The organism is Bradyrhizobium sp. WYCCWR15520, from assembly GCF_056174665.1.
Window position 1 is genome coordinate 123460 of sequence record NZ_JBWBWM010000009.1, and the last position, 23212, is coordinate 146671.

The window sequence follows — 23212 nt, forward strand, 5'->3', positions numbered from 1 at the left end:
CCAGTTCGCCCCCCACCAAGAGGGCAGCATATTGCAATCCGTATCCAAGATTCCCGGTCGCTATTATCTGGCAATCTTTGTGCTGGCGTTCGCGACGCTTTCCTACCAGATCCTGATAACGCGCTTCTTCAGCGTTATGCTCCATTATCATTTTGCATTCGCGGCCATTTCACTTGCCATGCTGGGGCTCACCCGCGGAGCGATGCAGGTCTACGGCAAGCCCGCCCGTTATGCCGCCGAGCGGGTCGGAATCGAATTCGCGCGCCACGCGTCATGGTTCGCACTCAGCAGCGTTGGCGTAATGATCGTCTTCCTGTGCGTGCCGCTCGTCGTATCTGCAGAAAATGTGCCCTTCGCCCTGGCGCTGGCGACCATCGCCTTCGTGGCTCCGTTCACGGAAGGCGGGGTTTGCATCACGCTGTTGCTCACGCGCTTACCCTATCGCGGCGGGTGGCTCTATGCGGCCGATCTCCTGGGCGCCGCAGTTGGATGTCTCGGGGTGATCTTCATACTGCTGGTGATTGACCCCGTAAGCGCCACGTTATGGATCGGAGCCTCTGCTGCTGGCGTTGGCTGGATCGTCGTTCGCACCAGCGATGACGTCCGTAGTGGGCGTTTGAGCGGGGCTGTCGCGCTAACGCTGGCCGTCGCGGCCACCATGCACTCCGGCCTTGACCTGACCGGTCGAAGCCATCTCGGTGTGTTCTGGGCCAAGGGCGCTGAGCAGACGGGCACGCTGTTCGAACGTTGGAATACCTATTCGCGGGTAAGGGTGCGCGAATTGGCCGAGAAGGTCCCGATTGGCTGGGGTCTGGTCCGCACTCCTGATGCCCGGGTCGACCAACACCACCTCGACATCGATGCCGATGCAGGCACCGTCATCACCAGGTATGACGGCGACATCGGAAAGCTCGCCTACCTGAAAGATGATGTGATCAATGCGGCTTACCTCGTGCAGCCGGCGACCGACGTCGCTGTCGTTGGCGTCGGCGGCGGTCGTGACATCCTTTCCGGTCTTCTCTTCGGCGCCAACCGGATTCGCGCAATTGAGATCAACCCGGCAATTTTCGAAGTGCTCACCGAAAAATTCGCCGATTTCTCTGGCCATCTCGATCGCCAGCCCGGCGTATCCTTGGTCAATGCCGAAGCGCGAAGCTACATCAACCACTCGTCCGAGCGGTACGACCTGGTGCAGATTTCGCTCATCGACACCTGGGCGGCGACGGTGGCCGGTGGCCTGACGCTCACCGAAAATCGTCTCTATACCGTTGAGGCGTGGGATGATTTTTACCGGGCGCTCAAGCCTGGCGGGCTGTTGTCGGTATCACGCTGGTACGGTGCCGAGAAGCACCGTGGCGAGCTATACCGGCTGATTGCGATTGCTGCGAGCGCGCTGCAGCGCAGGGGAGTCTCGGCCGGTGAACTGCGGCATCACGTCGTCACGGTCAATGTCGGCAACATCGTGACGGTGATTACCCGGCCTGACGCATTCAGCGACGCACAATGGCAAGGCGCGCGCGAGAGGCTTCAGGCGCAGGGCTTCAAGATATTGTTGGGGCCGGACGTCACCTTCGATGCCGTCACCTCGACATTGCTGTCCGACAAGGCAGACCAGGCTTTCTTCGATTCGCTGCCGGAAAACATCGCTGCTTCGACGGACGACAATCCGTTCTTCTTCTATACGTCGCGCTTCAGCGATTTCGTGAGCATCCATAGTTGGGACATCATGAGCAACAATGTCGCGATCGGCGTCACCGGCTTGCTCATCATCGTAGGGCTCTGCGCTTGCGGATATTACATCGTGCTGCCCTTCCTCCGTCTTGTGAGGCGGATGCCAATGGCGACGCTGACGCCGCCCGTGGCCTATTTCAGCGCGATCGGGATGGGCTTCATGCTGATCGAGATTTCGCAGATGCAGCGCCTGATGGTTTTTCTCGGACATCCCGTTTACGGGCTGAGCGTCGTGCTATTCACAATTCTTCTCTTTAGCGGGATTGGCAGCGCCACGGTCGGTGCGGATACCTCCTCCCGATCACGCGTCACCGTCTTCAGGATTGCCGCCCTCCTCACCACGCTCGTGGTGGCAGGGCTGCTGACGCCGCTGGTCACCACCTGGGCGCGGTCGCTGTCAACCGACATGCGTATTCTGGTGTCTGTCCTGCTGCTGGCTCCTCCTGCGTTCTGCATGGGGATGATGTTTCCGCTCGGCCTCGGTGTCTGGCGGCGTCATCATGAACTGCTGCCGTTCTTCTGGAGCACCAACGGAATTACGTCGATGTTCGCGTCGGTGCTGGGTGTGGCGTTATCGATCCAGTTCGGCATCGCCAAGACCTATGCGTTGGGGGTGTGCTTTTATGCGGTTTGCGCCATCGTGATCATTGCAAGCCGCTGGGTGCAGTCGATCGACATGTCGGCCGAAAAGGGCGCCGTTGGCCCCGAGGCTGGTATCGCAGGAAAGGAAGGCGCCACGATTCGGCGGCCACATCGGTAAAGGGAAGTACAAGCGACGCAGGACGGCTACGGGAAAACGCTTTCAGCGTGCGCGTCCGCGCGCTTCCTGGCATGCGCCCAGTTGCAGGCTGAAGCACCTGCTTTGCCACGAGACAACTACGTCGGCGACGCGAAGAACAGGACTCGTATGAGGTGCGTGTATTCGGATTCGAATACCATGATGGCTACGAACACCAGCACCAGCACCGGCGGCAGCAGGATGGCATAGGCGAGCGCCAGCCGTTCCCAGGCCATGTGCATGAAGACGGCGACGATCAAGCCGGCTTTCAGCACCATGAACAGCAGGATCAGCGACCATCTGAGATAGCCCTGGAGGCCAAAGTAGTCGACGAGATAGGAGCACGCGCTGAGGACGAACAACCATCCCCAGACCACTAGATAGACCTTGATCGGGTGCTGCTGCCCCTCTACGTGCGGAGCTGCGACAGCGTCATGCACATGGGTATGCAGCGAAGGTCGCTGTGCTTCCAAGTCGATTGCCACATTTGTCATGTGCTGACCTCACCACAGATAAAAGAAGGCAAAGATGAACACCCACACGAGATCGACGAAGTGCCAGTAAAGGCCGGTGATTTCGACGACCTCGTAATTCCCCTTCCTGCTCGTGAAAAAGCCGCGCCTTCCGACGTCAAAATCTCCCCGCCAGACCTTTCGCGCGATGATGACCAGGAAAATCACGCCGATCGTCACGTGCGTGCCGTGAAAGCCCGTGATCATAAAGAAGCTGGAGCCGAACTGTGCCGCGCCCCAGGGATTTTCCCAGGGACGCACGCCCTCCATGATCAGCTTGGTCCATTCGAAGGCCTGCATTCCGACGAACGTTGCGCCAAGCGCCGCCGTGGCCAGCATCAAGACCGCGGTTTTGACGCGATCGCGGCGGTAACCGAAGTTGACGGCCATCGCCATGGTCCCGCTGCTGCTGATCAGGACGAAGGTCATGATGGCGATCAGAATGAGCGGGATATGATGCCCCGCAATCTCGAGCGCGAATACCTCACTCGGATTCGGCCATGGCACGGTCGTGGACATGCGCGCCGTCATGTATGACAGCAGAAAACAGCTGAAGATGAAGGTGTCGCTCAGGAGGAAGATCCACATCATGGCCTTCCCCCAGGAGACATTCTTGAAGGCGCGCTGATCCGAGGACCAATCGGCAGCGATGCCCTGCCAGCCGGCTGCCCGCGCAGGCGGTTGTCCATGGGTTGTCAGCGCAGTCTCTGCCATCTGCTCTCTCCTAGGTGAGCAACCGGCGACAGATGTCGACGAAATCGTCCGTCCAGCCTGTCAGCAGGCCGAGCAAGGCCAGCCAGACCAACAGCAGGAAGTGCCAGTAGATGGCGCAGAGTTCCACACTCAGGCGCATCTGTGCCATTTCAACGCCACGCCAGGCCTTGGCAGTCGTTCTGCCCAGCGCCACCAAGCCGCCGATCAGGTGCAGTCCGTGCGCAGCTGTGATCAGATAAAAGAAGGAATTGGCTGGATTGGACGCGACGAAATAGCCCGCGGCCCTCAGCTGTTGCCACGCCAATAGTTGCCCGACCAGGAATGTAACGGCGGCTACTCCCCCAGCGCACAGGCCGATGACGACATCTTCCACGTCGTCCCGCCGCGCGGCCACGTAGGCCCATTGCAGCGCGACGCTGCTCAGGACCAGGACGCTGGTGTTGAACCACAGCAGTCCAGGCACCGGCAGTGTCCGCCAGTCCGTCATGTTCATGCGCATGGAGTAGGCGCTGATGAAGAGTGCGAACAGCGATCCCACGACGGCAAGAAACACGCCCAGTCCGATCTTCGCGGCAGGCCAGGTCATGGTATCAGTGCCGGGAAAATCCCCAAGCGCACCTTCTTCCAGCCAGGGTTTGGCCGTCAGCCGTTGCTGTGAGAGCCACCATCCGGCGATGACCGCGATCACCGCCATGAACAGGACAATGGCACTCACGGCGCAGCTCCCTGCAGGGCTGGCGTCGCCCGTGGCTGGTTCTGCGGAATGAAGTCCTGCGCAGCACCCGGCACGCTGTAGTCATACGCCCAGCGATAGACCACCGGGAGTTCCTTGCCAAAGTTGCCGTGCCCGGGCGGTGTCTCCGGCGTCTGCCACTCCAGTGTTGTCGCTCGCCACGGATTGCCACCCGAAGGCCGGCCCTTGAAGTAGCTCCAGGCAAGGTTGAACAGGAATACCATCTGCGCGAAGCCCACGATCAAAGCCATGATGGAGATGAAGGCATTGAGCGTGTGGGTCGATGAGGGGATGAACGCCGCTTCGCCGATGTCGTGATACCGGCGCGGAACGCCAAGCAGTCCAATATAATGCATGGGGAAGAAGATCAGATAGGCGCCGAGGAACGTGACCCAGAAATGAAACTTGCCCAGCGCGTCGTTGAGCATCCGTCCCGTCATCTTGGGATACCAATGATAGATCGCGCCCAGCACGACCATGATCGGCGCCACGCCCATCACCATGTGGAAATGCGCGACGACGAACATGGTATCCGATAGCGGGACATCCACGACCACGTTGCCGAGGAAGAGGCCGGTGAGCCCGCCGTTCACGAACGTAATGATGAAGCCGAGCGCAAACAGCATCGGGACGGTGAGATGGATGTCGCCGCGCCACAGGGTCAATACCCAGTTGTAGACCTTGATGGCGGTCGGGATGGCGATGATGAGCGTCGTGGTGGCGAAGAAGAACCCGAATTTCGGGTGCATGCCGCTCACATACATGTGGTGCGCCCATACGACGAAGCTGAGTGCGCCGATCGCAACGATCGCCCAGACCATCATGCGATAGCCGAAGATGTTCTTCCGCGCATGGACGCTGATCAGATCGGAAACGATACCGAAGGCGGGCAGGGCGACGATGTAGACCTCCGGATGGCCGAAGAACCAGAACAGGTGCTGGAACAGGATCGGGCTGCCGCCGCCATACTTCATCTGCTGCCCCATCTCGACCAGGGCCGGCATGAAGAAGCTGGTTCCGAGGAGGCGGTCGAACAGCATCATGACGGAGGCGACGAACAGCGCCGGGAAGGCCAGTAGCGCCATGATGGTAGCCGTGAAGATGCCCCACACCGTCAGCGGCATACGCATCAATGTCATGCCGCGCGTGCGCGCCTGCAGCACGGTCACGACATAATTCAGACCCCCCATGGTGAAGCCGATGATGAACAGGATCAGGGAGGCCAGCATGAGAACGATGCCCCAATCCTGTCCGGGGGTGCCGGCAAGAATTGCCTGCGGCGGGTACAGCGTCCAGCCGGCGCCGGTGGGCCCGCCGGGCACGAAGAACGTCGAGGCCAGCACCAGGACGGCGAGCAGATAGACCCAGTAGCTCAGCATGTTCACATAGGGGAAGACCATGTCCCGCGCGCCGACCATCAGCGGGATCAGGTAATTGCCGAAGCCTCCCAGGAACAGCGCCGTGAGCAGGTAGATCACCATGATCATGCCGTGCATGGTGATGAACTGGAGATATTGATTGGCATCGATAAAGGAGAATGTGCCGGGAAATCCCAGTTGCAGCCGCATCAGCCACGACAGCACCAGTGCTACCAACCCGATGGCCGTCGCTGTGAGCGAGTACTGGATGGCGATGACTTTGGCGTCCTGCGAAAAGACGTACCGCGTCCACCAGCTCCTGGGGTGATAGAGATCAACCTCCGCCACTTCGGCAGGCGGGACATCTGTGACGGCATCATACGGAACATCGACCATAGAAATTCCTCCTCGGTCGCTTCCATCGGGAGTGAAGATTTGGCCTCACGCGCCCGATCTATCTTCGCTGCGGCACTTACTTGCCGCCGGATCTGTACGTCGCCTTCGTAACGGCGTTTCGGCCTGACAATTCTGCGAACGTCTTCTGTTGCGCCAGCCAGGCGCTATATTCGCTTTCTTCCTCGACGATGACTTTGGTGCGCATCTGCGCGTGCGCCGCGCCGCACAGCTCGGCGCACAGCACATCGAACGTTCCCGTGCGGATCGGAGTCATCCAGAAATAGGTGACCATGCCGGGCACCATATCCATCTTGGCGCGGAATTCGGGCACATAGAAATCGTGCAGGACATCGACGGAGCGGAGCAAGACCTTGACGGGCTTTCCGACCGGCAGGTGCAGCTCACCACTTTCGATCACGACGTCGTCTTGCCCGTGCGTGTCGTCGCGATTCAAGCCCAAGGGGTTTTCGGGACTGATGTGGCGGACATCGGTTGTGCCCATACGGCCATCCTTGCCCGGCAGGCGGAAGCTCCACTGCCACTGCTGGCCCATCACCTCGATCTCGGTGGCGTCAGCCGGAACCGTGACGAACTGGTGCCAAACGAATAAGCCTGGTGCCAACATGGCTGCGACGCCGATCGCCGTTCCGATGCTGAGCCACCATTCGAGCTTTTTGTTTTCGGGATTGTAGTGCGCCTGTCTTCCCTCCTTGTGGTGAAAGCGGAAGACGCAGTAGGCCATGAATGCGATCACGGCGAAGAAAACAATGCCGGTGATCCAGAAGGTGATGCTGATGGTGTGGTCGATGTAGCTCCAGTTGGTGGCAATCGGCGTCCACCACCACGGGCTGTAGATGTGAAACAGCACCGAGCCGACCGCAACCAGGAGCAGTATGATAGCAACAGCCATCCTCATTCCTCCTTGCCATCAAAGGCAACGGAGACGAATCGAGGGCGGAGCTCGCACTGTCGATGGCCGACTTCACATGCGCCATCGCAGTGCGTCTTGCCTCGCCCACTATGACCGGTCGCGACATCAAAACGTGGCACCGAGCACACGTTACGACCGCTAGTCATCAAATCGGGGCGCCGGAAATCAAGATGATACGCGTCGAGGCTGCCGTCAATAGAGCAATAAGGAACCTGCGGCTCACGCATATGCGCTGTACGATGCACAAGCCGGCGAGCGTCAGCTGGCACAACGGCTGATGATGCGCCGCACCAAACCGTGTGCGTTCACAATTCACCCAACAGTGCGTGCTTTCTGCTTCCAATCGCGCTAAAGTCACAAGGCAGGTCGCGACAAGTTTCGTCCGGCTAAGCTCTTTTCGCTGAACTTGGGTTTGCCGTACCCGGCTCGACCGCGACTCTCGCACATGAGGGCGGAGGCGCGCGGGTTGCGGCGCGTCGTTTTGACCGCCGCAACTTGAGAGCACGGGAGGGTGCGCATGGCCACTCTGTATTCCGACAGCATCGCAAGAGTAGGACGGCACGTATTCGGCGAGGCCGCCACATATCCGATTCGCAAAATCGAACTGTCCGACCTCGGCGAGGCGCTGCGCCTGGGGTGGGAAGACTTCAAGGCAATGCCGAGCCACGCCGTTGTGGTGTGCGTGATTTATCCTGTTCTCGGTATTGCCCTGTTCAGGATGGTCCTCGGCTATTCGGTGCTGCCGCTGCTGTTTCCGCTGGCAGCCGGGTTTGCCTTGCTTGGACCTTTTGCCGCGATCGGTCTCTACGAGCTCAGCCGCCGCCGCGAGCGCGGCGAGGAGGTCAGCGTATCGGACGCGCTTCACGTGCTGCGCGCTCCGTCTTTGGGCGCGATGGTCGAGCTCGGCATCCTCCTGCTCGTTCTGTTCGGGGCCTGGATTGGCGCAGCGAACGCTATCTACGTTGAAATCTTTGGCCACGCCCCGGCCGCGAGCATTCCCGACTTCGTAACGCGTGTGCTGACGACGCGGGAAGGATGGTTGCTCATCGTCATTGGTTGCGGCGTCGGCTTTCTGTTTGCGGTCGTGGCGCTCTGCGTCAGTGTCGTGTCGTTCCCGTTGATGCTTGACCGGCATGCCACTGCAATCGACGCCATCCGGACGTCGCTGTGGGCTGTGATGAAGAATCCGATCCCCATGGCCGGGTGGGGGCTGATCGTCGCGGCGCTGCTGGTGATCGGTTCGCTACCGCTCTTCGTCGGTCTCGCCGTCGTTCTGCCGGTGCTCGGTCATGCCACCTGGCATCTTTACCGGAAAGTGGTGGAGCCGAATCCCAACCCTCCGGAGGAACATCCCCACCCGCGGAAGGGACATCGCTACGCGGCGGATTTTCCGGCCGTTCTGTTCCCGTGGAGCCGTGAGCGCGAGCCGTAGCGACGGAACGCGAGCGCGCGGTGCGTAGCGGGCGAACACCGAAAGCGGTGCTCGCCCGTCCGGATCGGCGTCCGCCACCGGTAGCTGGTCGAGGAGCTACTGCTTCGGCGGGATGAAGGTCGGGCCGACGGTGCGGACCTGCTTGTCGTTAGCCGCGGCGGTCGTATCGGCAGGAGCCGGCGCCGGCGCGGCGGCGGTGCTCGCGGGCGCGGTGCCCTTCTTGGGTGGCGGCGCGCCCTTCGACTGCCCGCGCTGCTGCATCCGCTTGGCGCTTTCCTCGGTGACGATGATGTCGCCCTGCTGTTCGACGGAGGCCTTGTCGTCGACGGATTTCAGCGCTTCCGACCAGGTCTGGCCCGCCGCCTTGCAGGAGCAGGAGGCGTTGAACTCGGTGCGGAACTTGAACGCGTTGGGTAGCGAGGAATAGGGCTGGCCGTTGATCGAGACCGCCTGATTGATGTCCTCTCCGGGATTGCGATAGGTGAACAAATTCGCCTCTGCCGCCGGGCAAAGCGCCTTGCAGGTCCTTTCGTCGTCCTGAAAGCGCGCCTGGTAGGTGGCGAACGACACCGGGAAGTAGGCACCGTCGCAGCTGCGGACGCAGACGGTGCGGAAGGTGCCGGACGGCGGGCCGAGCTCGGCGCTGGGGGGCGGGATCGTGTTGTTGTTGTTGTTGCCGAACAGGCTGTCGATGAAATTGCCGGGGCCGCGGGCGGCTGCCGCATATTGCGGGCCGCAATTGTTCTGCGCCAGCGCCATCATCACCGAGCGACGCTGGTTTTCGCGGTCGGCGCCGCCGATGCCGCCGCTGCGCAGGCGCTCCAGGCTGGTGGTGATCTGGTCGAGATTGGCGCGCATCTGCTGGATCTGATTGTTGACCGGGCTGCACTGCGCCGACTGGCCGTTGAACAGCGAGAAGAACCCCGAGCTTTCGCAGCCCATGCGCTTGGCCTGCAGCGTGACGCGATCGAGTTCGGCCTGCTGCTTGGCCTGGGCCTCCTGATAGCGGCGGATCTGTTCATCCTTGGCGGGATCGCCGGTGCCGGCGCCGCGGTCGATGGTTGCCAGCTGTCCCTCGAGCCGGATGCAGATCGGATTGGCTTGCGCGCCCTGTTGTGGCGGCGGAGGCGGCGCGGCGCCGGGGGGCATCTGCGCCATGGCGTCCTCATTGGGCTGCGCCAAAGCGGGCGCGCCAGCCGCGGCGACGCCGAGCAGGACGGCGCAGGTCAAAATCCGGAGAGAGAAGGGAATGATGCGAATTTCCAGCATATCCGGCCATTGAGGGCTGATCCGCGCGGCTTGAAAGCCTGGTGGCGCGGCCAAGGCGGCATTCTGCGGCCAAGACCGCATCCAATACCTGCTTCTCAGGGCAGCGTCACGTCGTTTCCGGGGCGCGGATGTGGCAAACCGGCCCTTGAAATTACTGAAGAAGTGCCTTTAGCGCTGGCAGGTAATAGCAACATAGTCGCCGCAGGCTGGGCCTGAGCACTTGTCGCCGCCATCAATTGGAACCGCGCCGGTAACTTCGTCGGGCTCGACGCGGCGATAGGCGGTGGCCTGCGCAAATTCCCGTGACTGGCAGTAGGAGCGGGCGGCGTGGGCGCCGCATTTGTCGCCGCGGGCGAGGCACTCGTCCACGCCGTAACCGTCGGCCTGGTTGGCAACGATGAAAACGCGACTGTCGGCGGAAGCGGCCGAGACGGCGGCAAGCAGGAGAGCACAGGCAATGAGTGCGGAGGAGCGCATGGTGAACACCGGCAGGGGCGAAGGCGACCGCGCTCAGGAATAGGCCCAAAGGGTTAACAATGATTAACCATGAGGGCCGAGCGGCGGCGAAAAGGAAGGTTCCGCAGCCTGATCGGCCTCAAATTGGGCACGAGCAAGGCCTTGACGGCATCCTTCCGATACCGCAATGGTGGAACCATGAACGGTCTCCTCGCCATCTGCAGCATTTGCCGCGAGATTATTAGCTAGCGATTCGCTGGCTGAGGCCGTCTTTTCTCAAAAATGAGATCACTGGACGCCCGGCCGCAAGGGATGGGTTTGTCATGGAATTGCGTCTCTACGATACGTTGACGAAGGAAAAGCGGCCGTTCGTGCCGCTCGATCCGAAGAACGTCGGCATGTATGCCTGCGGACCGACGGTCTATGACTTCGCCCATATCGGCAATGGTCGCGCGGCGATCGTGTTCGACGTGCTGTTTCGCGTGCTGCGTCACCGCTATGGCCCCGGGCACGTGACGTATGTCCGCAACATCACCGACGTCGACGACAAGATCAACGTCCGCGCCGCGCGCGACTATCCCGGCGTGCCGCTGAACGAGGCGATCCGCAAGGTCACCGAAGAGACCTATCAGCAGTATCAGGACGACGTCTCCGCGCTCGGCTGCTTGGCCCCGACGGTGCAGCCGCGCGCGACCGAGCATATCCCGGAGATGCGCGCGATCATCGAGAAGCTGGTGGCCGGCGGCTTTGCCTATGTCGCCGAGGACCACGTGCTGTTCTCGCCGCAGGCGATGAACGATGCCAATTCGGTGATGCCGCGCTACGGCGCGCTGTCGAAGCGGTCGCTCGACGAGATGATCGCGGGCGCCCGCGTCGATGTCGCCCCGTACAAGCGCGATAACACCGACTTCGTGCTGTGGAAGCCGTCGAAGCCGGGCGAGCCGTCGTGGCCTTCGCCATCAGGCATCAAGGTGGAGGGACGCCCCGGCTGGCATATCGAATGCTCGGCGATGGCCTGGAAGCATCTCGGCGAGAAGTTCGACATTCATGGCGGCGGCATCGATCTGGTGTTTCCGCACCATGAGAACGAACTCGCGCAGACCTGCTGCGCCTTTCATTCCGACCGCATGGCGAACGTCTGGATGCACAACGGCTTCCTGCAGATCGAGAGCGAGAAGATGTCGAAGTCGCTCGGCAACTTCTTCACGATCCGTGACCTGCTGGCCGATTGGCCGGGCGAGGTGCTGCGCCTGAGCATGCTGAAGACGCATTACCGCTCGCCGCTCGACTGGACCTCGAAGGGTACGGAAGAGAGCGCGAAGACGCTTGACGACTGGTATGCGATCGCTGCCGACGTCGAGGGCGGCGAGCCGTCGCCGGCGATGATCGAAGCGCTCTATGACGATCTCAACACGGCGCAGGCGATGGCTGTCCTGCACGGCTTGCGGAACGCCGCCGCGTCGGGCGGTGCGCGCGAACGCGGCGAGTTTGCGGCGTCGCTCCGGCTGCTCGGTTTCCTTTCGGTGAGCGCTGCGGCGTGGAAGGGACGGAAGCAGCAGGCGAGCGGCATCGATGCAGCAGAGGTCGATCGCCTGATTGCCGACCGCGCGGCGGCGCGGGCGCGGAAGGACTTCAAGGAATCCGACCGCATCCGCGACGAACTCGCCGCGATGGGCGTCGCCATCAAGGACGGCAAGGACAAGGACGGAAGACCGGTTACCACATGGGAGGTCGCGTGATGGACAAGCCCGATACCCCGTTCCCGAAACACTGGCGTTACTACATCTTCATCAAATGGGCGCTAATCGTTGCCGCGGTCATACTGGCCTTGCGATTGTTCGGAGTGATTTGACGCGATGGGACAGGCCTTGCCCAAACCCGGCTTGCGGCCGTTTCTGCCGGCGGATGTGCCGATGCTGGCGGCGATCTTTGTCGCCGCCATCGAGGGGCTGACCGGCGACGACTACAGCGAGGCGCAGCAGGAAGCCTGGGCTGCCGTTGCCGAGGACGAGGAAAAGTTCGGCAAGAAACTCGCCGGGCAGTTGACGCTGATCGCGACCATCCAGAACGCGCCGGTCGGCTTCGTCTCACTGAAAGGGCCTGACCATATCGACATGCTGTTCGTGCATCCGAGCGTGGCCGGGCAGGGTATCGCCTCGATGCTGGTCGATGCGCTGGAAATACTGGCGGGCGCGCGCGGCGCGAAGATCCTGACGGTCGACGCCAGCGACACCGCGGAGCCGTTGTTTCGGAAGCGCGGCTATACCGCCAAGCAGCGCAATACCGTTTCGCTCAATGGCGAATGGCTCGCCAACACCACGATGCAGAAGACGCTGGCAGACGCCGCGCCGGGAGCGCCGACATGAGTCGCGAACGCCTTTATCTGTTCGACACTACGCTGCGCGACGGCGCGCAGACCAACGGCGTCGATTTCACGCTGCATGACAAGCAGATCATTGCGCAGATGCTCGATGAACTCGGCATCGACTATGTCGAGGGCGGCTATCCCGGCGCCAACCCGACCGATACCGAATTTTTTGCCGAGAAGCCGAAGTTCGAACACGCCAAATTCACCGCCTTCGGCATGACGCGCCGTCCGGGCCGTTCGGCCTCGAACGATCCGGGTCTTGCGGGGCTGCTGGAAGCCAAGGCCGATGCGATCTGCTTCGTCGCGAAATCCTCCGCCTACCAGGTGCGGGTGGCACTCGAAACTACCAACGAGGAAAACCTCGCCTCGATCCGCGACAGCGTCAGCGCGGCCAAGGCCGCGGGCCGCGAGGTAATGGTTGATTGCGAGCACTTCTTCGACGGCTACAAGGAGAATAGTGATTTCGCGCTCGCATGCGCCAAGGCCGCCTATGATTCCGGGGCGCGCTGGGTGGTGCTGTGCGACACCAACGGCGGCACCATGCCGCATGAAGTCGAGACCATCGTGGGCGCTGTGACAAAGCACATCCCGGGCAGCCATGTTGGCATCCACGCCCATAACGACACCGAGCAGGCGGTGGCCAACTCGCTGGCCGCGGTGCGCGCCGGCGCGCGGCAGATCCAGGGCACGCTGAACGGGCTCGGCGAGCGCTGCGGCAACGCCAATCTCTGTTCGCTGATCCCGACGCTGCGCCTGAAGAGCGAATTCTCCGACGCCTTCGAGATTGGCGTCACGGGCGAGAAGATGGCGACGCTGATGAAGGTGTCGCGGACGCTCGATGACATGCTCAACCGCGCGCCGAACCGCCATGCGCCTTACGTCGGCGAGAGCGCTTTCGTGACCAAGACCGGCATTCATGCCTCGGCGGTCCTGAAGGACCCGCAGACCTACGAGCACGTATCGCCCGAATCCGTCGGCAATCACCGCAAGGTGCTGGTGTCGGATCAGGCCGGCCGTTCCAACGTGATGGCCGAACTCGACCGCGCCGGCATTCCCTACGAGAAGACCGATCCGAAACTGGCGCGGCTGGTCGAGGAGCTGAAGGAGCGGGAAGCAGCGGGCTTTGCCTATGAATCCGCCGACGCTTCGTTCGACCTGCTGGCGCGGCGCACGCTCGGCCGGGTACCGGAATATTTCAAGGTCGAGCAGTTCGACGTCAATGTCGAGCAGCGCTACAACGCCAACGGCCAGCGCGTCACGGTGGCGCTCGCCGTGGTCAAGGTCGACGTCGCCGGCGAACGGCTGATCTCGGCGGCGGAAGGCAACGGCCCCGTCAACGCGCTCGACGTCGCGCTGCGCAAGGACCTCGGCAAGTACCAGAAGTACATCGAGGGCCTGAAGCTGATCGACTACCGCGTGCGTATCCTCAATGGCGGCACTGAAGCGGTGACGCGCGTCTTGATCGAGAGCGAAGACGAGAACGGCGAGAGCTGGACCACGGTCGGCGTCTCGCCCAATATCATCGACGCTTCGTTCCAGGCGCTGATGGATTCGGTGGTCTACAAGCTGGTAAAATCAGGCGCACCGGTGTGAGGTGGGTTCGTCATTCCGGGATGGTCCGAAGGACCAGACCTCAGGTGCGCAATTGCGCACCGGGGAATCTCGAGATTCCCGGTTCGATGCTTCGCATCGCCCCGGAATGACTGCAGGGGTACGCGCAAATGATCGATCACATCTCCGTCGGCGTAGCCGATCTCGAACGCGCCGCGCGTTTCTACGAAGCAACGCTCGCAGCCCTCGGCCTCACACGCCTCGTCACCCGTCCCGCCACCATCGGCTTCGGCAAGACCTATCCCGAATTCTGGATCAACCTGCGCGCCGGCATGGCAAAGGTAGCGCCTGAGAGCGGCACGCACATCTGCCTTCGCGCCAAAACCACTGATGATGTCGATGCGTTTCATGCGGCCGCGCTGAAATCCGGCGGCCGCTCCGACGGCGCGCCGGGCCTGCGCCCGCATGATCGCGTGAGGTATTACGCGGCCTTCGTCATCGATCCCGACGGCAACCGCATCGAAGCGGTGACGTTTCCGGCCGAGTGAAAGTGTAACGACTACAACTTCCGCGCCAGTTCCGGCGCCATCTCCTTGGCGCCTGCCGGAGTACGGGCGGCGGCGGCACGCAGGCGCGGCACGATGTCCTCGACCCGTTCAGCCTTGAGGAAATCGATATCCAGCGACGGACGGATGAATTCGGTTTCGCGCATATGCGCCAGCAGCGCGATCAGCGGCTCCCAGAAGCCGTCGATGTTGGCGAGCAGAACCGGCTTGGAGTGACGGCCGAGCTGCTGCCAAGTCATCTGCTCGACCAGTTCTTCCAGCGTACCGATGCCGCCGGGCAGTGCCACGAAGGCGTCGGAGTGTTCGAACATCAGTCGTTTGCGTTCGTGCATGTCGGGTGTAACGATCATCTCCTGCACGCGCCCCATCATATGTTCGCGCGACTTTAGAAATTCCGGAATGATGCCGGTGACCAGTCCACCGTGATCCAGCGTGGACTTGGCGATCGCGCCCATCAGCCCGACTGATCCACCGCCATAGACGAGGCGGATATTGTTCTCGGCGAACGCTTTTCCCAAGGCTTGGGCCGCTTCGACGAAGCGGTGGTTGGAGCCGGGGCCGGAGCCGCAATAGACACAGACGGTTTTGATTAGTTCGGTCTTGATTTGATCCATGGAGATCATGTGGCACCGCACCCTGGAAAGCTCAAGTCTGGTTGATTTCGCTGATGCAGCAGAAATAGGCCCGAAATCCAACCAAACGGGGGAAAGATTTATCTTTCAAGGCTGTACGGGAGAGGTAAACGCTCTATATGACGACCATATGCAGACTACCGAAAATTCCCTGAAGGCGACCGGAGCGCCACCTTGCGTTGGGCGCGACGCCAATGGCTGATCCTGATTCGCGCTCCGATGCCGTTGCTGCCGAGCCGGCCGGCGCTTCCCCTGACAAGGCGACCCTGATCGGGACGCTGGTGCATCTGTGGCCCTATATCTGGCCCGGCGACCGCGCCGACCTGAAGATGCGCGTGGTCTGGTCGATGGTGCTGCTGCTGGCCGCCAAGCTCGCGACGCTGATTGTTCCGTTCACCTTCAAATGGGCGATCGATGCGCTCAACGGCATGGGCACCGCGCCGGTCGAACCGTCGAACTGGATGCTGTGGCTGATCGCCTCGCCCTTGCTGATGACCGCAAGCTACGGCGCGGTGCGCGTCCTGATGGCGGTGCTGACGCAGTTTCGCGACGGCATTTTCGCCCGCGTCGCCATGCATGCGGTGCGCAAGCTCGCCTACATCACCTTCGTTCACATGCACGAATTGTCGCTGCGCTTTCATCTGGAGCGCAAGACCGGCGGCCTGACGCGGGTGCTGGAGCGCGGCCGCACCGGCATCGAAGTGATCGTGCGGATGGTGATCCTGCAACTGATCCCGACCATCGTCGAGGTCTCGCTGTTGATGGCGGTCCTGCTGTGGCAGTTCGATTGGCGCTACGTGCTGGTCACCGCGATTACCGTCGTGATCTACATGTACTACACCTATATCGCGACCGAATGGCGGATCGAGATCCGCCGCAAGATGAACGATTCCGACACCGAGGCGAACACCAAGGCGATCGACTCGCTGCTCAATTACGAGACGGTGAAATATTTCAGCGCCGAGACGCGTGAGGCCGAACGCTACGACCGCTCGATGGAGCGCTACGAGCACAACAGCGTGAAGACCTATACCTCGCTGGCAGTGCTCAACACCGGGCAGGCGGTCATCTTCACCATCGGCCTCACCGCGACCATGCTGATGTGCGCGCTCGGCGTCCGCAACGGCACCAACACGGTCGGTGATTTCGTTATGATCAACGCCATGATGATCCAGCTCTACCAGCCGCTGAACTTCATGGGCATGGTCTATCGCGAGATCAAGCAGGCGATCATCGACATCGAGAAGATGTTCAACGTGCTGTCGCGCAATCCCGAGATCAAGGACATCCCGGGCGCGGCGCCACTCGCGGTCAGCGCAGGCAGCGTGCGCTTCGACGATGTGCGCTTTGCCTACGATCCGGAGCGGCCGATCCTGAAAGGTCTGAGCTTCGAGGTGCCCGCCGGCAAGACGGTGGCGATCGTCGGTCCCTCCGGTGCGGGCAAGTCGACGATTTCGCGGTTGCTGTTCCGCCTCTACGACGTCTCCAGCGGCAAGATCCAGATCGACGGCCAGGACATCCGCAACGTCACGCAGGCGTCGCTCCGCGCCTCGATCGGCATGGTGCCGCAGGATACCGTGCTGTTCAACGACACCATCCGCTACAACATCCGCTACGGTCGCTGGGACGCCAGCGATGCCGAGGTCGAGCAGGCGGCGCAATTGGCGCAGATCGACAGCTTCATCCGCAACTCGCCGAAGGGCTACGAGACCCAGGTCGGCGAGCGCGGGCTGAAACTGTCGGGCGGCGAGAAGCAGCGCGTCGCGATCGCCCGCACGGTGCTGAAGGCGCCGCCGATCCTGGTGCTGGATGAGGCGACGTCGGCGCTCGACAGCCACACCGAGCACGAAATCCAGGAAGCGCTGGAGCGCGTCTCGCGTGGCCGCACCTCGCTGGTGATCGCGCACCGGCTTTCGACCATTGTCGGCGCCGACGAGATTATCGTGCTCGATCAAGGCCGGATTGCCGAGCGCGGCACCCATGTCAGGCTTCTGGCCGCAGGCGGGCTTTATGCCAGCATGTGGAACAGGCAGCGCGAAGCCGAGGAGGCGCGGGAGAAGCTCGCGCAGATGGACGAGGGCAACGAAGCGCCGAACCGCGCGCCGCCGCCGGTCGATGATCCCCTCAGCGATCCGTCCAAGGACCCACCCAAATCCAAAGATCCCTTGGCAACCGCCGCGGAATAATCCAAATACGGCGCTAGTTCCCAAGGGAAGTCGGCCACATAACAGCGAGCCCTAATGTCGATTGCGAATTCCATCCGCGCGCAGATCCCGCCAATCCATTCCGAGGGCTATCCCTTCATCGGCGCCTTTGCGCTGGCCAGCCTGATCCTGTTCTGGATCTGGACGCCGCTCGGCTGGATCGGCACGGGCCTGACCGTCTGGTGCGCGCTGTTCTTCCGCGACCCCGTCCGCGTCACGCCGGTGCGCGACGGCATCGTGGTGTCGCCGGCCGACGGCCGCGTCTCGATGGTGGCGCAAGTGCTGCCGCCCGCCGAACTCGGGCTCGGCGACCGGCCGCTGCCGCGCATCTCGATCTTCATGAGCGTGTTCAACTGCCACGTGAATCGCAGCCCGGTGGCGGGCCGCATCGATCGCATCGCCTACCGGCCCGGCACCTTCATCAACGCCGAACTCGACAAGGCCAGCGAAGACAATGAGCGCAACTCGCTGGTGATCTCGACCACCAACGGCCGGATCGGCGTGGTCCAGATCGCCGGCCTGGTGGCGCGACGGATTGTCTCATTCGTGCGGGAAGGCCAGGCGATCGGCGCCGGCGAGCGATTCGGCCTGATCCGCTTCGGTTCGCGCCTGGACGTCTATCTGCCGGAAGGCACGCGGTCGCTGGTTTCCGAGGGCCAGACCGCAATTGCCGGCGAGACGATTCTGGCCGATTTCGGCTCCAGCGAGCAGGGCCGGACGTTTCGCGCCGATTAACCCTCTGAACGGGTGATTTTGCCGGTCGGCCCCCCAATGGCGAACCGAGCGGGCGCTTGCTATATAATAGCTGGCATGCTGATCCCGGACCCCAAAGACCCTGAACTGCGCCGCCGCCGGTTTCGCCCGATCCCGGTGCGAATGCTGGTGCCCAATGTCATCACCCTGCTGGCGATCTGCGCCGGCCTGACGGCGATCCGTCTGTCGATCGAGGGGCGGATGGAGCTTGCGGTTGCCGCGATCGTGTTCGCGGCCGTGCTCGACGGCGTCGACGGGCGCATCGCCCGCATGATCAAGGGCCAGTCGAAATTCGGCGCCGAACTCGACAGCCTCGCCGATTTCGTCAATTTCGGCGTCGCGCCCGGCCTGATGCTGTATTTCTGGCAGCTCCAGGAATTGAACAATGGCGGCTGGATCGCGGCGATGGTGTTTGCGATCGCGGGCGGCCTGCGCCTGGCGCGCTTCAACGCCAGTATCGACGATCCGAACAAGCCTGCCTTTGCGGCGAACTATTTCACTGGCGTGCCGGCGCCGGCCGGTGCGATCCTGGCGATGCTGCCGTTCTATCTGGCGTTTCTCGGCGTCTCGAAACCGCCGGCCACGCTGACCGCGGCCTATACGCTCCTCATCGGATTCCTGATGGTGTCGCGGCTGCCGGTCTTTTCCGGCAAGACGGTGAAAATGCGGGTGCCGCCGGAAATGGTGCTGCCGGTCTTCGTCTCCGTCGTGTTCTTCGTCGCACTGCTGATCGGCTATCCCTGGCACATCCTGTCGATCGGCTCGGTGCTCTACCTGCTGAGCCTGCCCTGGGGCTGGAAGTCCTATCGCGACCATGAGCGTAACGCCGCCGCGGCGCTGCAGCCGGCTGCGACGGCAGAAGCCGCCGCGCCGTCATCTTCCGCAGCGCCGTTTTCGCCGGCCCCTGGCGATAGCGAGGAAGAACGGCCGGCGCGGTTGAACTGAGCGCGCCCGCAACCTGATTATCTGCCATGAGCCAAAGCCGAGTTGGGTTCACGCCCAATCTCGGCTATAGGGCTTGATGGCATACGGCCTGAAAGAGCCGGGCCGAATAATCAGGAGAGACGCCGTGAACAAAGCCGTTACCGCCCCGCTGCCTGCTTCCGTCCTCGAGGCGTTGGCGCGCTATGACACGCCGACGATCTGCAATGCGATGGAGATCGTGGCGCCGGAACGCCGCCTGATCGGCTACACCACCAAGCCGCTGGTCTGCCCGTTTCCCGATCTGCCGCCGATGGTCGGCTATGCCCGCACGGTGACGATCCGCTCGGTGCTCAAATCCACGCTTCCCGCCGACGAGCAGGCCCGCCGCCGCATCGCCTATTACGAATATGTCGGCACCGGCTTCGGTCCGCGCATCACCGTGATCCAGGATATCGACGGCGCCGATGTCGGCTATGGCGCGTTCTGGGGCGAGGTGCAGAGCAATGTGCACAAGGCGCTCGGCTGCCTCGGTGTCATCACCGACGGTTCGATCCGCGACATCCCGCAGTGGGCGCCGGGCTTCCAGGCGCTGGCCGGCTCGGTCGGACCGTCGCATGCCTGGGTCCATGCCGAACACTGGGGCGGCGAAGTGCGCGTCGCCGGCATGACGGTGCATTCCGATGACCTCATCCACGCCGACCAGCACGGCGCCATCGTGATCCCTGTCGACATCGCGGCGAAGATTCCGGAAGCCGCCGAACTTTGCGGCCGGCGCGAAACACCGATCCTGGATATCGCGCGCAGCCCGGACTTCACGCTGGAAAAGCTGAAAGAGGCGCTGAAGCGCTCGGCGGAGATCCACTGACGATCTAACAAACAGTCGAGGGAAATTGTCATGAGAGGGTTCTGGGCGGCGCTGTCGTTGTTGATCCTCTCAGGCGTCGCAGCCGCGCACGCACAGACCTATCCCTCCCGCCCCATCACCCTGATCGTGCCGTTCCCGCCGGGCGGTTCGACCGATACCGCCGCGCGCATCATGGCCGAGCGGATGCGCGCAACGCTCGGGCAATCCGTCGTGATCGAAAATGTCGGCGGCGCCGGCGGCAGTATCGGCGTCGGCCGCGTCGCGCGTGCGGCGCCTGACGGCTATACCTTCGACATCGGTCAGTGGGATACCCATGTCGGCAGCATCATCTACAAGTTGGACTACGACCTCGAAAAGGACTTTGAGCCGATCGCGCTGGTCTCGAACAATCCGCAGCTCATGGTCGCCAAGAAGGACCTGCCGGCCAACACGCTCGGCGAACTCGTGGCGTGGATGAAGGAAAATCCCGGCAAGATCAATTTCGTCAACCAGAATGCGGCGGCGAACGTCACCGGCGTGCTGTTCGAGAATCTCACCAAGCAGAAGGTGCAGTTCATTCCCTATCGCGGGGCGGGGCCTGCGATGACCGATCTGGTCTCGGGCACGGTCGATCTTTTGGTGGTGCAGGGCGCGGTGGCGCTGCCGCAAATCCGCGCCGGCAAGATCAAGGCGCTCGCCAATCTCTCAGCCACCCGCTCGGCCTCGATGCCGGATATTCCGACCGCGGACGAGAGTGGCGTGCCCGGCCTCTATATGTCCGGCTGGTTCGGCTTCTGGGCGCCGAAGGGCACGCCGAAGGAGATCATCGCAAAACTCAACGCGGCGACGGTGGAGGCGCTGGCCGACCCTGCGATCCAGAAGCGTTTTTCGGAATTGGGCCTCGACGTCGCGCCGCGCGCCCAGCAGACCCCGGAAGGCTTGGCCGCCTTCCAGAAGGTCGAGATCGAAAAATGGTGGCCGATCATCAAGGCCGCCGGCATCGGCACGCAGGCGCAGTAGGCGCTTGCCGCCAGGGCGAGGGCCCAACCGCGTCATTGCGAGCGAAGCGACTTGTCCGCCGTAGCTCGAAGAGCCAAGGCGGAAGCAATCCATAGCGCGGCATAACGGATAGATGGATTGCTTCGTCGCTTCAGCGCAAAATTGCTCTGCAATTTTGTCGCGAGCTCCTCGCAATGACGGCGCGGAGAGAGACTGGCCGGCGCAAGATGGTTAGCGAATCCTTGCCACCGCCGGTCGCAGGCCCCGCAATTTTACGTCCCTGTTCGAGTTTAACCTTTACGGCTCTTTAATTGCGCCGACGTAGGGTTCCTCTTGCGCTGCTCCGGATGGAGCGCGCGACCGGTCAGGATGGCCGGTACTTGGCGTAGGCGTTGGAGTTCAGAATGGATATCACCACGCTCGTTGGCCTGATCGCCGGCGTCATCGTATTGTCGACGTTGATCCTGATGGGCGGTGATTTCCGGATGTTCTACGACATCCACGCCGTCATCATCATCTTCGGCGGCTCGTTTGCGGCGACGATGATCCGCTTTCCGCTCAGCGCGATCCTGCATGGCATGCCGCTCGGCGCAAAATTCGCTTTCACCATGAGCCGGCTCTCGGCGCGCGACCTGGTCGACGAACTGGCGCGCATCGCCGAAATCGCCCGCAAGCAGGGCCCGGTCGGGCTGGAAAAGGTCGAGACCGACGAGCCGTTCCTCGCCAAGGGCATCCGCTACGTCGCCGACGGCTACGACCTCGAATTTATCAGAGACAACATGGAGCGCGACCGCGACAATTTCCTGATGCACCTCAACGAGGGCTCGAAAATCTATCGCGCGATCGGCGACTGCGCGCCGGCGTTCGGCATGATCGGTACGCTGCTCGGCATGGTGCAGATGTTCTCGAACATGTCGGATCCCTCAAAGCTCGGTCCGTTCATGGCGGTCGCCCTGCTGGCGACGCTTTACGGCGCGGTGGTTGCGAACCTGATTTGCCTGCCGATCGCCGACAAGCTGCATGGCAAGCTGATCGACGAGGAAACCAATCGCACGCTGATCATCGACGGCATCCTGATGATCCGCGATTCCAAGAGCCCGGCCTTGGTGCGTGAAATGCTGCTGGCCTATCTGCCCGAAAAGCACCGCCACGAGGAAGGCGAGCTGGTTCCGGCCTGATCGGCTGATAGCAATAAAGGCGCGGACGTAAAGCATGGCCAAGAAAAAACGCGAAGAGGCGCATGGCGGTCACGGCTGGTTCGTGACCTTCGCTGACCTGATGGCGCTATTGCTGTCGTTCTTCGTGATGCTGGTGGCGTTCTCCAGCCAGGACCAGCAGAAGCTCAAGATCGTCGCCGGCTCGATGCGCGAGGCGTTCGGCGTGCAGACCGAATCCCGGCATTCGGGCATCGTCGAATCCGACGGCCTGCCGACGCGGCCGAAGCTGAAGAACGTCGCGCATATTTCGCCCGAGGAAGCCTCCAATACCCCGACGCCCGACGAGAAGGACCGTCAGCGCGAGGTCGGCGCCCGCCTGAAGGTCGACCGCGAGTTCGCGCTCGCCGCGGCCTCGTTGCGCCAGGCGCTGCAGGACATGCCGGAACTGACCGAAATGTCCAAGCACATCATGTTCGAGGAGACCAAAGAGGGCCTCAATCTCGAAATCGTCGACCAGGATGGCCGCTCGATGTTCGCCGACGGCTCCAAGGTCCCCTACGACCGCACCCGCCGGCTGATCCAGAAACTGGCCGTGCCGCTGAAGGCGACGCCGCTGCGGGTCAACATTGTCGGCCACACCTCTGCCGGCTTCGTGCCGGCGCGGGGCGAATATGGCGCGTTCGATCTGTCGGCGGATCGCGCCAATGCGGTGCGCCAGATCCTCGAGCGCGAGGGACTGCCGTCATCCCATATCTACGCCGTCGGCGGCCGCGCCGACAGCCAGCCACTATTTCCGGACGATCCGACATTGCCGGCAAACCGTCGCGTCACCATCACATTGATGCGCGAGAATCCGCCGCTTCCGCCGAATCTGAAGCCGTAGCACGTCGGAACTACCATAATA

21 protein-coding genes are annotated in these 23212 nt (G+C 62.4%); 13 read left to right on the plus strand and 8 right to left on the minus strand.

Annotated features, from left to right (window positions below; all coding sequences use genetic code 11):
- Nucleotides 1–31: 31 nt before the first annotated feature.
- On the plus strand, nucleotides 32–2491 hold the full coding sequence (locus AC0QUY_RS12430) for a spermidine synthase family protein (protein WP_475387040.1): 2460 nt from the start codon (nucleotides 32–34) through the stop codon (nucleotides 2489–2491).
- Between the two features lie 116 nt (nucleotides 2492–2607).
- Here the strand turns inward: AC0QUY_RS12430 and AC0QUY_RS12435 are convergent, their stop codons facing one another.
- From AC0QUY_RS12435 to AC0QUY_RS12455, 5 genes are all read right to left on the minus strand, one after another.
- Nucleotides 2608–3003: a cytochrome C oxidase subunit IV family protein gene (locus AC0QUY_RS12435; RefSeq protein WP_161853914.1), complete on the minus strand. Its 396-nt coding sequence runs from the start codon at nucleotides 3001–3003 to the stop codon at nucleotides 2608–2610.
- 9 nt (nucleotides 3004–3012) lie between these two features.
- Entirely contained in the window at nucleotides 3013–3735 is a 723-nt protein-coding gene (locus tag AC0QUY_RS12440; protein WP_475387041.1) for a heme-copper oxidase subunit III family protein, read from the minus strand.
- A 10-nt stretch (nucleotides 3736–3745) separates the two neighbouring features.
- The gene (locus tag AC0QUY_RS12445) at nucleotides 3746–4450 is read right to left on the minus strand and encodes a cytochrome c oxidase subunit 3 (RefSeq protein WP_161853916.1); all 705 of its coding nucleotides are present in this window, start codon (nucleotides 4448–4450) and stop codon (nucleotides 3746–3748) included.
- Nucleotides 4447–6222 (minus strand): cbb3-type cytochrome c oxidase subunit I, encoded by a 1776-nt coding sequence (locus AC0QUY_RS12450; protein ID WP_161853917.1) that lies wholly within the window; start codon nucleotides 6220–6222, stop codon nucleotides 4447–4449. The genes AC0QUY_RS12445 and AC0QUY_RS12450 overlap by 4 nt, the downstream gene beginning before the upstream one ends.
- Before the next feature lie 76 nt (nucleotides 6223–6298).
- A complete protein-coding gene (locus AC0QUY_RS12455) occupies nucleotides 6299–7132 on the minus strand; it encodes a cytochrome c oxidase subunit II (RefSeq protein WP_161853918.1) in 834 nt (277 codons plus the stop codon).
- A gap of 538 nt (nucleotides 7133–7670) precedes the next feature.
- On the opposite strand from AC0QUY_RS12455, the gene AC0QUY_RS12460 reads away from it, so the two are divergent.
- Entirely contained in the window at nucleotides 7671–8585 is a 915-nt protein-coding gene (locus AC0QUY_RS12460; RefSeq protein WP_161853919.1) for a DUF2189 domain-containing protein, read from the plus strand.
- 96 nt (nucleotides 8586–8681) lie between these two features.
- Here the strand turns inward: AC0QUY_RS12460 and AC0QUY_RS12465 are convergent, their stop codons facing one another.
- Both AC0QUY_RS12465 and AC0QUY_RS12470 read right to left on the minus strand, forming a co-directional pair.
- On the minus strand, nucleotides 8682–9854 hold the full coding sequence (locus AC0QUY_RS12465) for a DUF2865 domain-containing protein (protein ID WP_475387105.1): 1173 nt from the start codon (nucleotides 9852–9854) through the stop codon (nucleotides 8682–8684).
- Nucleotides 9855–10022: 168 nt separating this feature from the next.
- Nucleotides 10023–10331 (minus strand): hypothetical protein, encoded by a 309-nt coding sequence (locus AC0QUY_RS12470; protein ID WP_161853920.1) that lies wholly within the window; start codon nucleotides 10329–10331, stop codon nucleotides 10023–10025.
- Between the two features lie 302 nt (nucleotides 10332–10633).
- Between AC0QUY_RS12470 and cysS the strand changes: the two genes are divergently transcribed.
- From cysS to AC0QUY_RS12490, 4 genes are all read left to right on the plus strand, one after another.
- Nucleotides 10634–12049, plus strand: coding sequence for a cysteine--tRNA ligase (gene cysS, locus AC0QUY_RS12475; RefSeq protein ID WP_475387042.1), 1416 nt, complete (start codon nucleotides 10634–10636; stop codon nucleotides 12047–12049).
- A 117-nt stretch (nucleotides 12050–12166) separates the two neighbouring features.
- Entirely contained in the window at nucleotides 12167–12676 is a 510-nt protein-coding gene (locus AC0QUY_RS12480; RefSeq protein ID WP_475387043.1) for a GNAT family N-acetyltransferase, read from the plus strand.
- Nucleotides 12673–14271: a citramalate synthase gene (gene cimA / locus AC0QUY_RS12485; RefSeq protein ID WP_475387044.1), complete on the plus strand. Its 1599-nt coding sequence runs from the start codon at nucleotides 12673–12675 to the stop codon at nucleotides 14269–14271. Before AC0QUY_RS12480 ends, cimA begins: the two co-directional genes overlap by 4 nt.
- A 128-nt stretch (nucleotides 14272–14399) precedes the next feature.
- Nucleotides 14400–14777 carry a VOC family protein gene (locus tag AC0QUY_RS12490; protein WP_475387045.1) on the plus strand — a complete coding sequence of 126 codons (378 nt, stop codon included), beginning with the start codon at nucleotides 14400–14402 and terminating at the stop codon, nucleotides 14775–14777.
- Nucleotides 14778–14788: 11 nt separating this feature from the next.
- Here the strand turns inward: AC0QUY_RS12490 and AC0QUY_RS12495 are convergent, their stop codons facing one another.
- A complete protein-coding gene (locus AC0QUY_RS12495; protein ID WP_161853925.1) occupies nucleotides 14789–15409 on the minus strand; it encodes an LOG family protein in 621 nt (206 codons plus the stop codon).
- 212 nt (nucleotides 15410–15621) lie between these two features.
- On the opposite strand from AC0QUY_RS12495, the gene AC0QUY_RS12500 reads away from it, so the two are divergent.
- From AC0QUY_RS12500 to AC0QUY_RS12530, 7 genes are all read left to right on the plus strand, one after another.
- Entirely contained in the window at nucleotides 15622–17613 is a 1992-nt protein-coding gene (locus AC0QUY_RS12500; protein ID WP_475387046.1) for an ABCB family ABC transporter ATP-binding protein/permease, read from the plus strand.
- A gap of 54 nt (nucleotides 17614–17667) precedes the next feature.
- Complete coding sequence (locus tag AC0QUY_RS12505; protein WP_475387047.1) at nucleotides 17668–18366, plus strand: phosphatidylserine decarboxylase; 699 nt, start codon at nucleotides 17668–17670, stop codon at nucleotides 18364–18366.
- 75 nt (nucleotides 18367–18441) lie between these two features.
- Nucleotides 18442–19329, plus strand: a complete 888-nt coding sequence (locus tag AC0QUY_RS12510) for a CDP-alcohol phosphatidyltransferase family protein (protein ID WP_246738173.1) — start codon at nucleotides 18442–18444, stop codon at nucleotides 19327–19329.
- A gap of 124 nt (nucleotides 19330–19453) precedes the next feature.
- Nucleotides 19454–20173 (plus strand): RraA family protein, encoded by a 720-nt coding sequence (locus AC0QUY_RS12515; RefSeq protein WP_161853929.1) that lies wholly within the window; start codon nucleotides 19454–19456, stop codon nucleotides 20171–20173.
- Nucleotides 20174–20203: 30 nt separating this feature from the next.
- Nucleotides 20204–21172, plus strand: a complete 969-nt coding sequence (locus AC0QUY_RS12520; protein ID WP_161853930.1) for a Bug family tripartite tricarboxylate transporter substrate binding protein — start codon at nucleotides 20204–20206, stop codon at nucleotides 21170–21172.
- A gap of 383 nt (nucleotides 21173–21555) precedes the next feature.
- Nucleotides 21556–22329 carry a motility protein A gene (locus AC0QUY_RS12525; RefSeq protein ID WP_161853931.1) on the plus strand — a complete coding sequence of 258 codons (774 nt, stop codon included), beginning with the start codon at nucleotides 21556–21558 and terminating at the stop codon, nucleotides 22327–22329.
- Nucleotides 22330–22363: 34 nt separating this feature from the next.
- Nucleotides 22364–23191 carry an OmpA/MotB family protein gene (locus AC0QUY_RS12530; protein WP_161853932.1) on the plus strand — a complete coding sequence of 276 codons (828 nt, stop codon included), beginning with the start codon at nucleotides 22364–22366 and terminating at the stop codon, nucleotides 23189–23191.
- Nucleotides 23192–23212 lie beyond the last annotated feature (21 nt).

Bases quoted from the DNA above. Each gene is read 5' to 3' on its own strand.
- AC0QUY_RS12510 (WP_246738173.1), top strand. From the start codon at position 18,442: ATGCTGATCCCGGACCCCAAAGACCCTGAACTGCGCCGCCGCCGGTTT.
- cysS (WP_475387042.1), top strand. From the start codon at position 10,634: ATGGAATTGCGTCTCTACGATACGTTGACGAAGGAAAAGCGGCCGTTC.
- AC0QUY_RS12505 (WP_475387047.1), top strand. From the start codon at position 17,668: ATGTCGATTGCGAATTCCATCCGCGCGCAGATCCCGCCAATCCATTCC.
- AC0QUY_RS12530 (WP_161853932.1), top strand. From the start codon at position 22,364: ATGGCCAAGAAAAAACGCGAAGAGGCGCATGGCGGTCACGGCTGGTTC.
- AC0QUY_RS12440 (WP_475387041.1), bottom strand. From the start codon at position 3,735: ATGGCAGAGACTGCGCTGACAACCCATGGACAACCGCCTGCGCGGGCA.
- AC0QUY_RS12480 (WP_475387043.1), top strand. From the start codon at position 12,167: ATGGGACAGGCCTTGCCCAAACCCGGCTTGCGGCCGTTTCTGCCGGCG.
- AC0QUY_RS12470 (WP_161853920.1), bottom strand. From the start codon at position 10,331: ATGCGCTCCTCCGCACTCATTGCCTGTGCTCTCCTGCTTGCCGCCGTC.
- AC0QUY_RS12465 (WP_475387105.1), bottom strand. From the start codon at position 9,854: ATGCTGGAAATTCGCATCATTCCCTTCTCTCTCCGGATTTTGACCTGC.
- AC0QUY_RS12525 (WP_161853931.1), top strand. From the start codon at position 21,556: ATGGATATCACCACGCTCGTTGGCCTGATCGCCGGCGTCATCGTATTG.
- AC0QUY_RS12495 (WP_161853925.1), bottom strand. From the start codon at position 15,409: ATGGATCAAATCAAGACCGAACTAATCAAAACCGTCTGTGTCTATTGC.
- AC0QUY_RS12435 (WP_161853914.1), bottom strand. From the start codon at position 3,003: ATGACAAATGTGGCAATCGACTTGGAAGCACAGCGACCTTCGCTGCAT.
- cimA (WP_475387044.1), top strand. From the start codon at position 12,673: ATGAGTCGCGAACGCCTTTATCTGTTCGACACTACGCTGCGCGACGGC.
- AC0QUY_RS12450 (WP_161853917.1), bottom strand. From the start codon at position 6,222: ATGGTCGATGTTCCGTATGATGCCGTCACAGATGTCCCGCCTGCCGAA.
- AC0QUY_RS12520 (WP_161853930.1), top strand. From the start codon at position 20,204: ATGAGAGGGTTCTGGGCGGCGCTGTCGTTGTTGATCCTCTCAGGCGTC.
- AC0QUY_RS12460 (WP_161853919.1), top strand. From the start codon at position 7,671: ATGGCCACTCTGTATTCCGACAGCATCGCAAGAGTAGGACGGCACGTA.
- AC0QUY_RS12490 (WP_475387045.1), top strand. From the start codon at position 14,400: ATGATCGATCACATCTCCGTCGGCGTAGCCGATCTCGAACGCGCCGCG.
- AC0QUY_RS12500 (WP_475387046.1), top strand. From the start codon at position 15,622: ATGGCTGATCCTGATTCGCGCTCCGATGCCGTTGCTGCCGAGCCGGCC.
- AC0QUY_RS12455 (WP_161853918.1), bottom strand. From the start codon at position 7,132: ATGGCTGTTGCTATCATACTGCTCCTGGTTGCGGTCGGCTCGGTGCTG.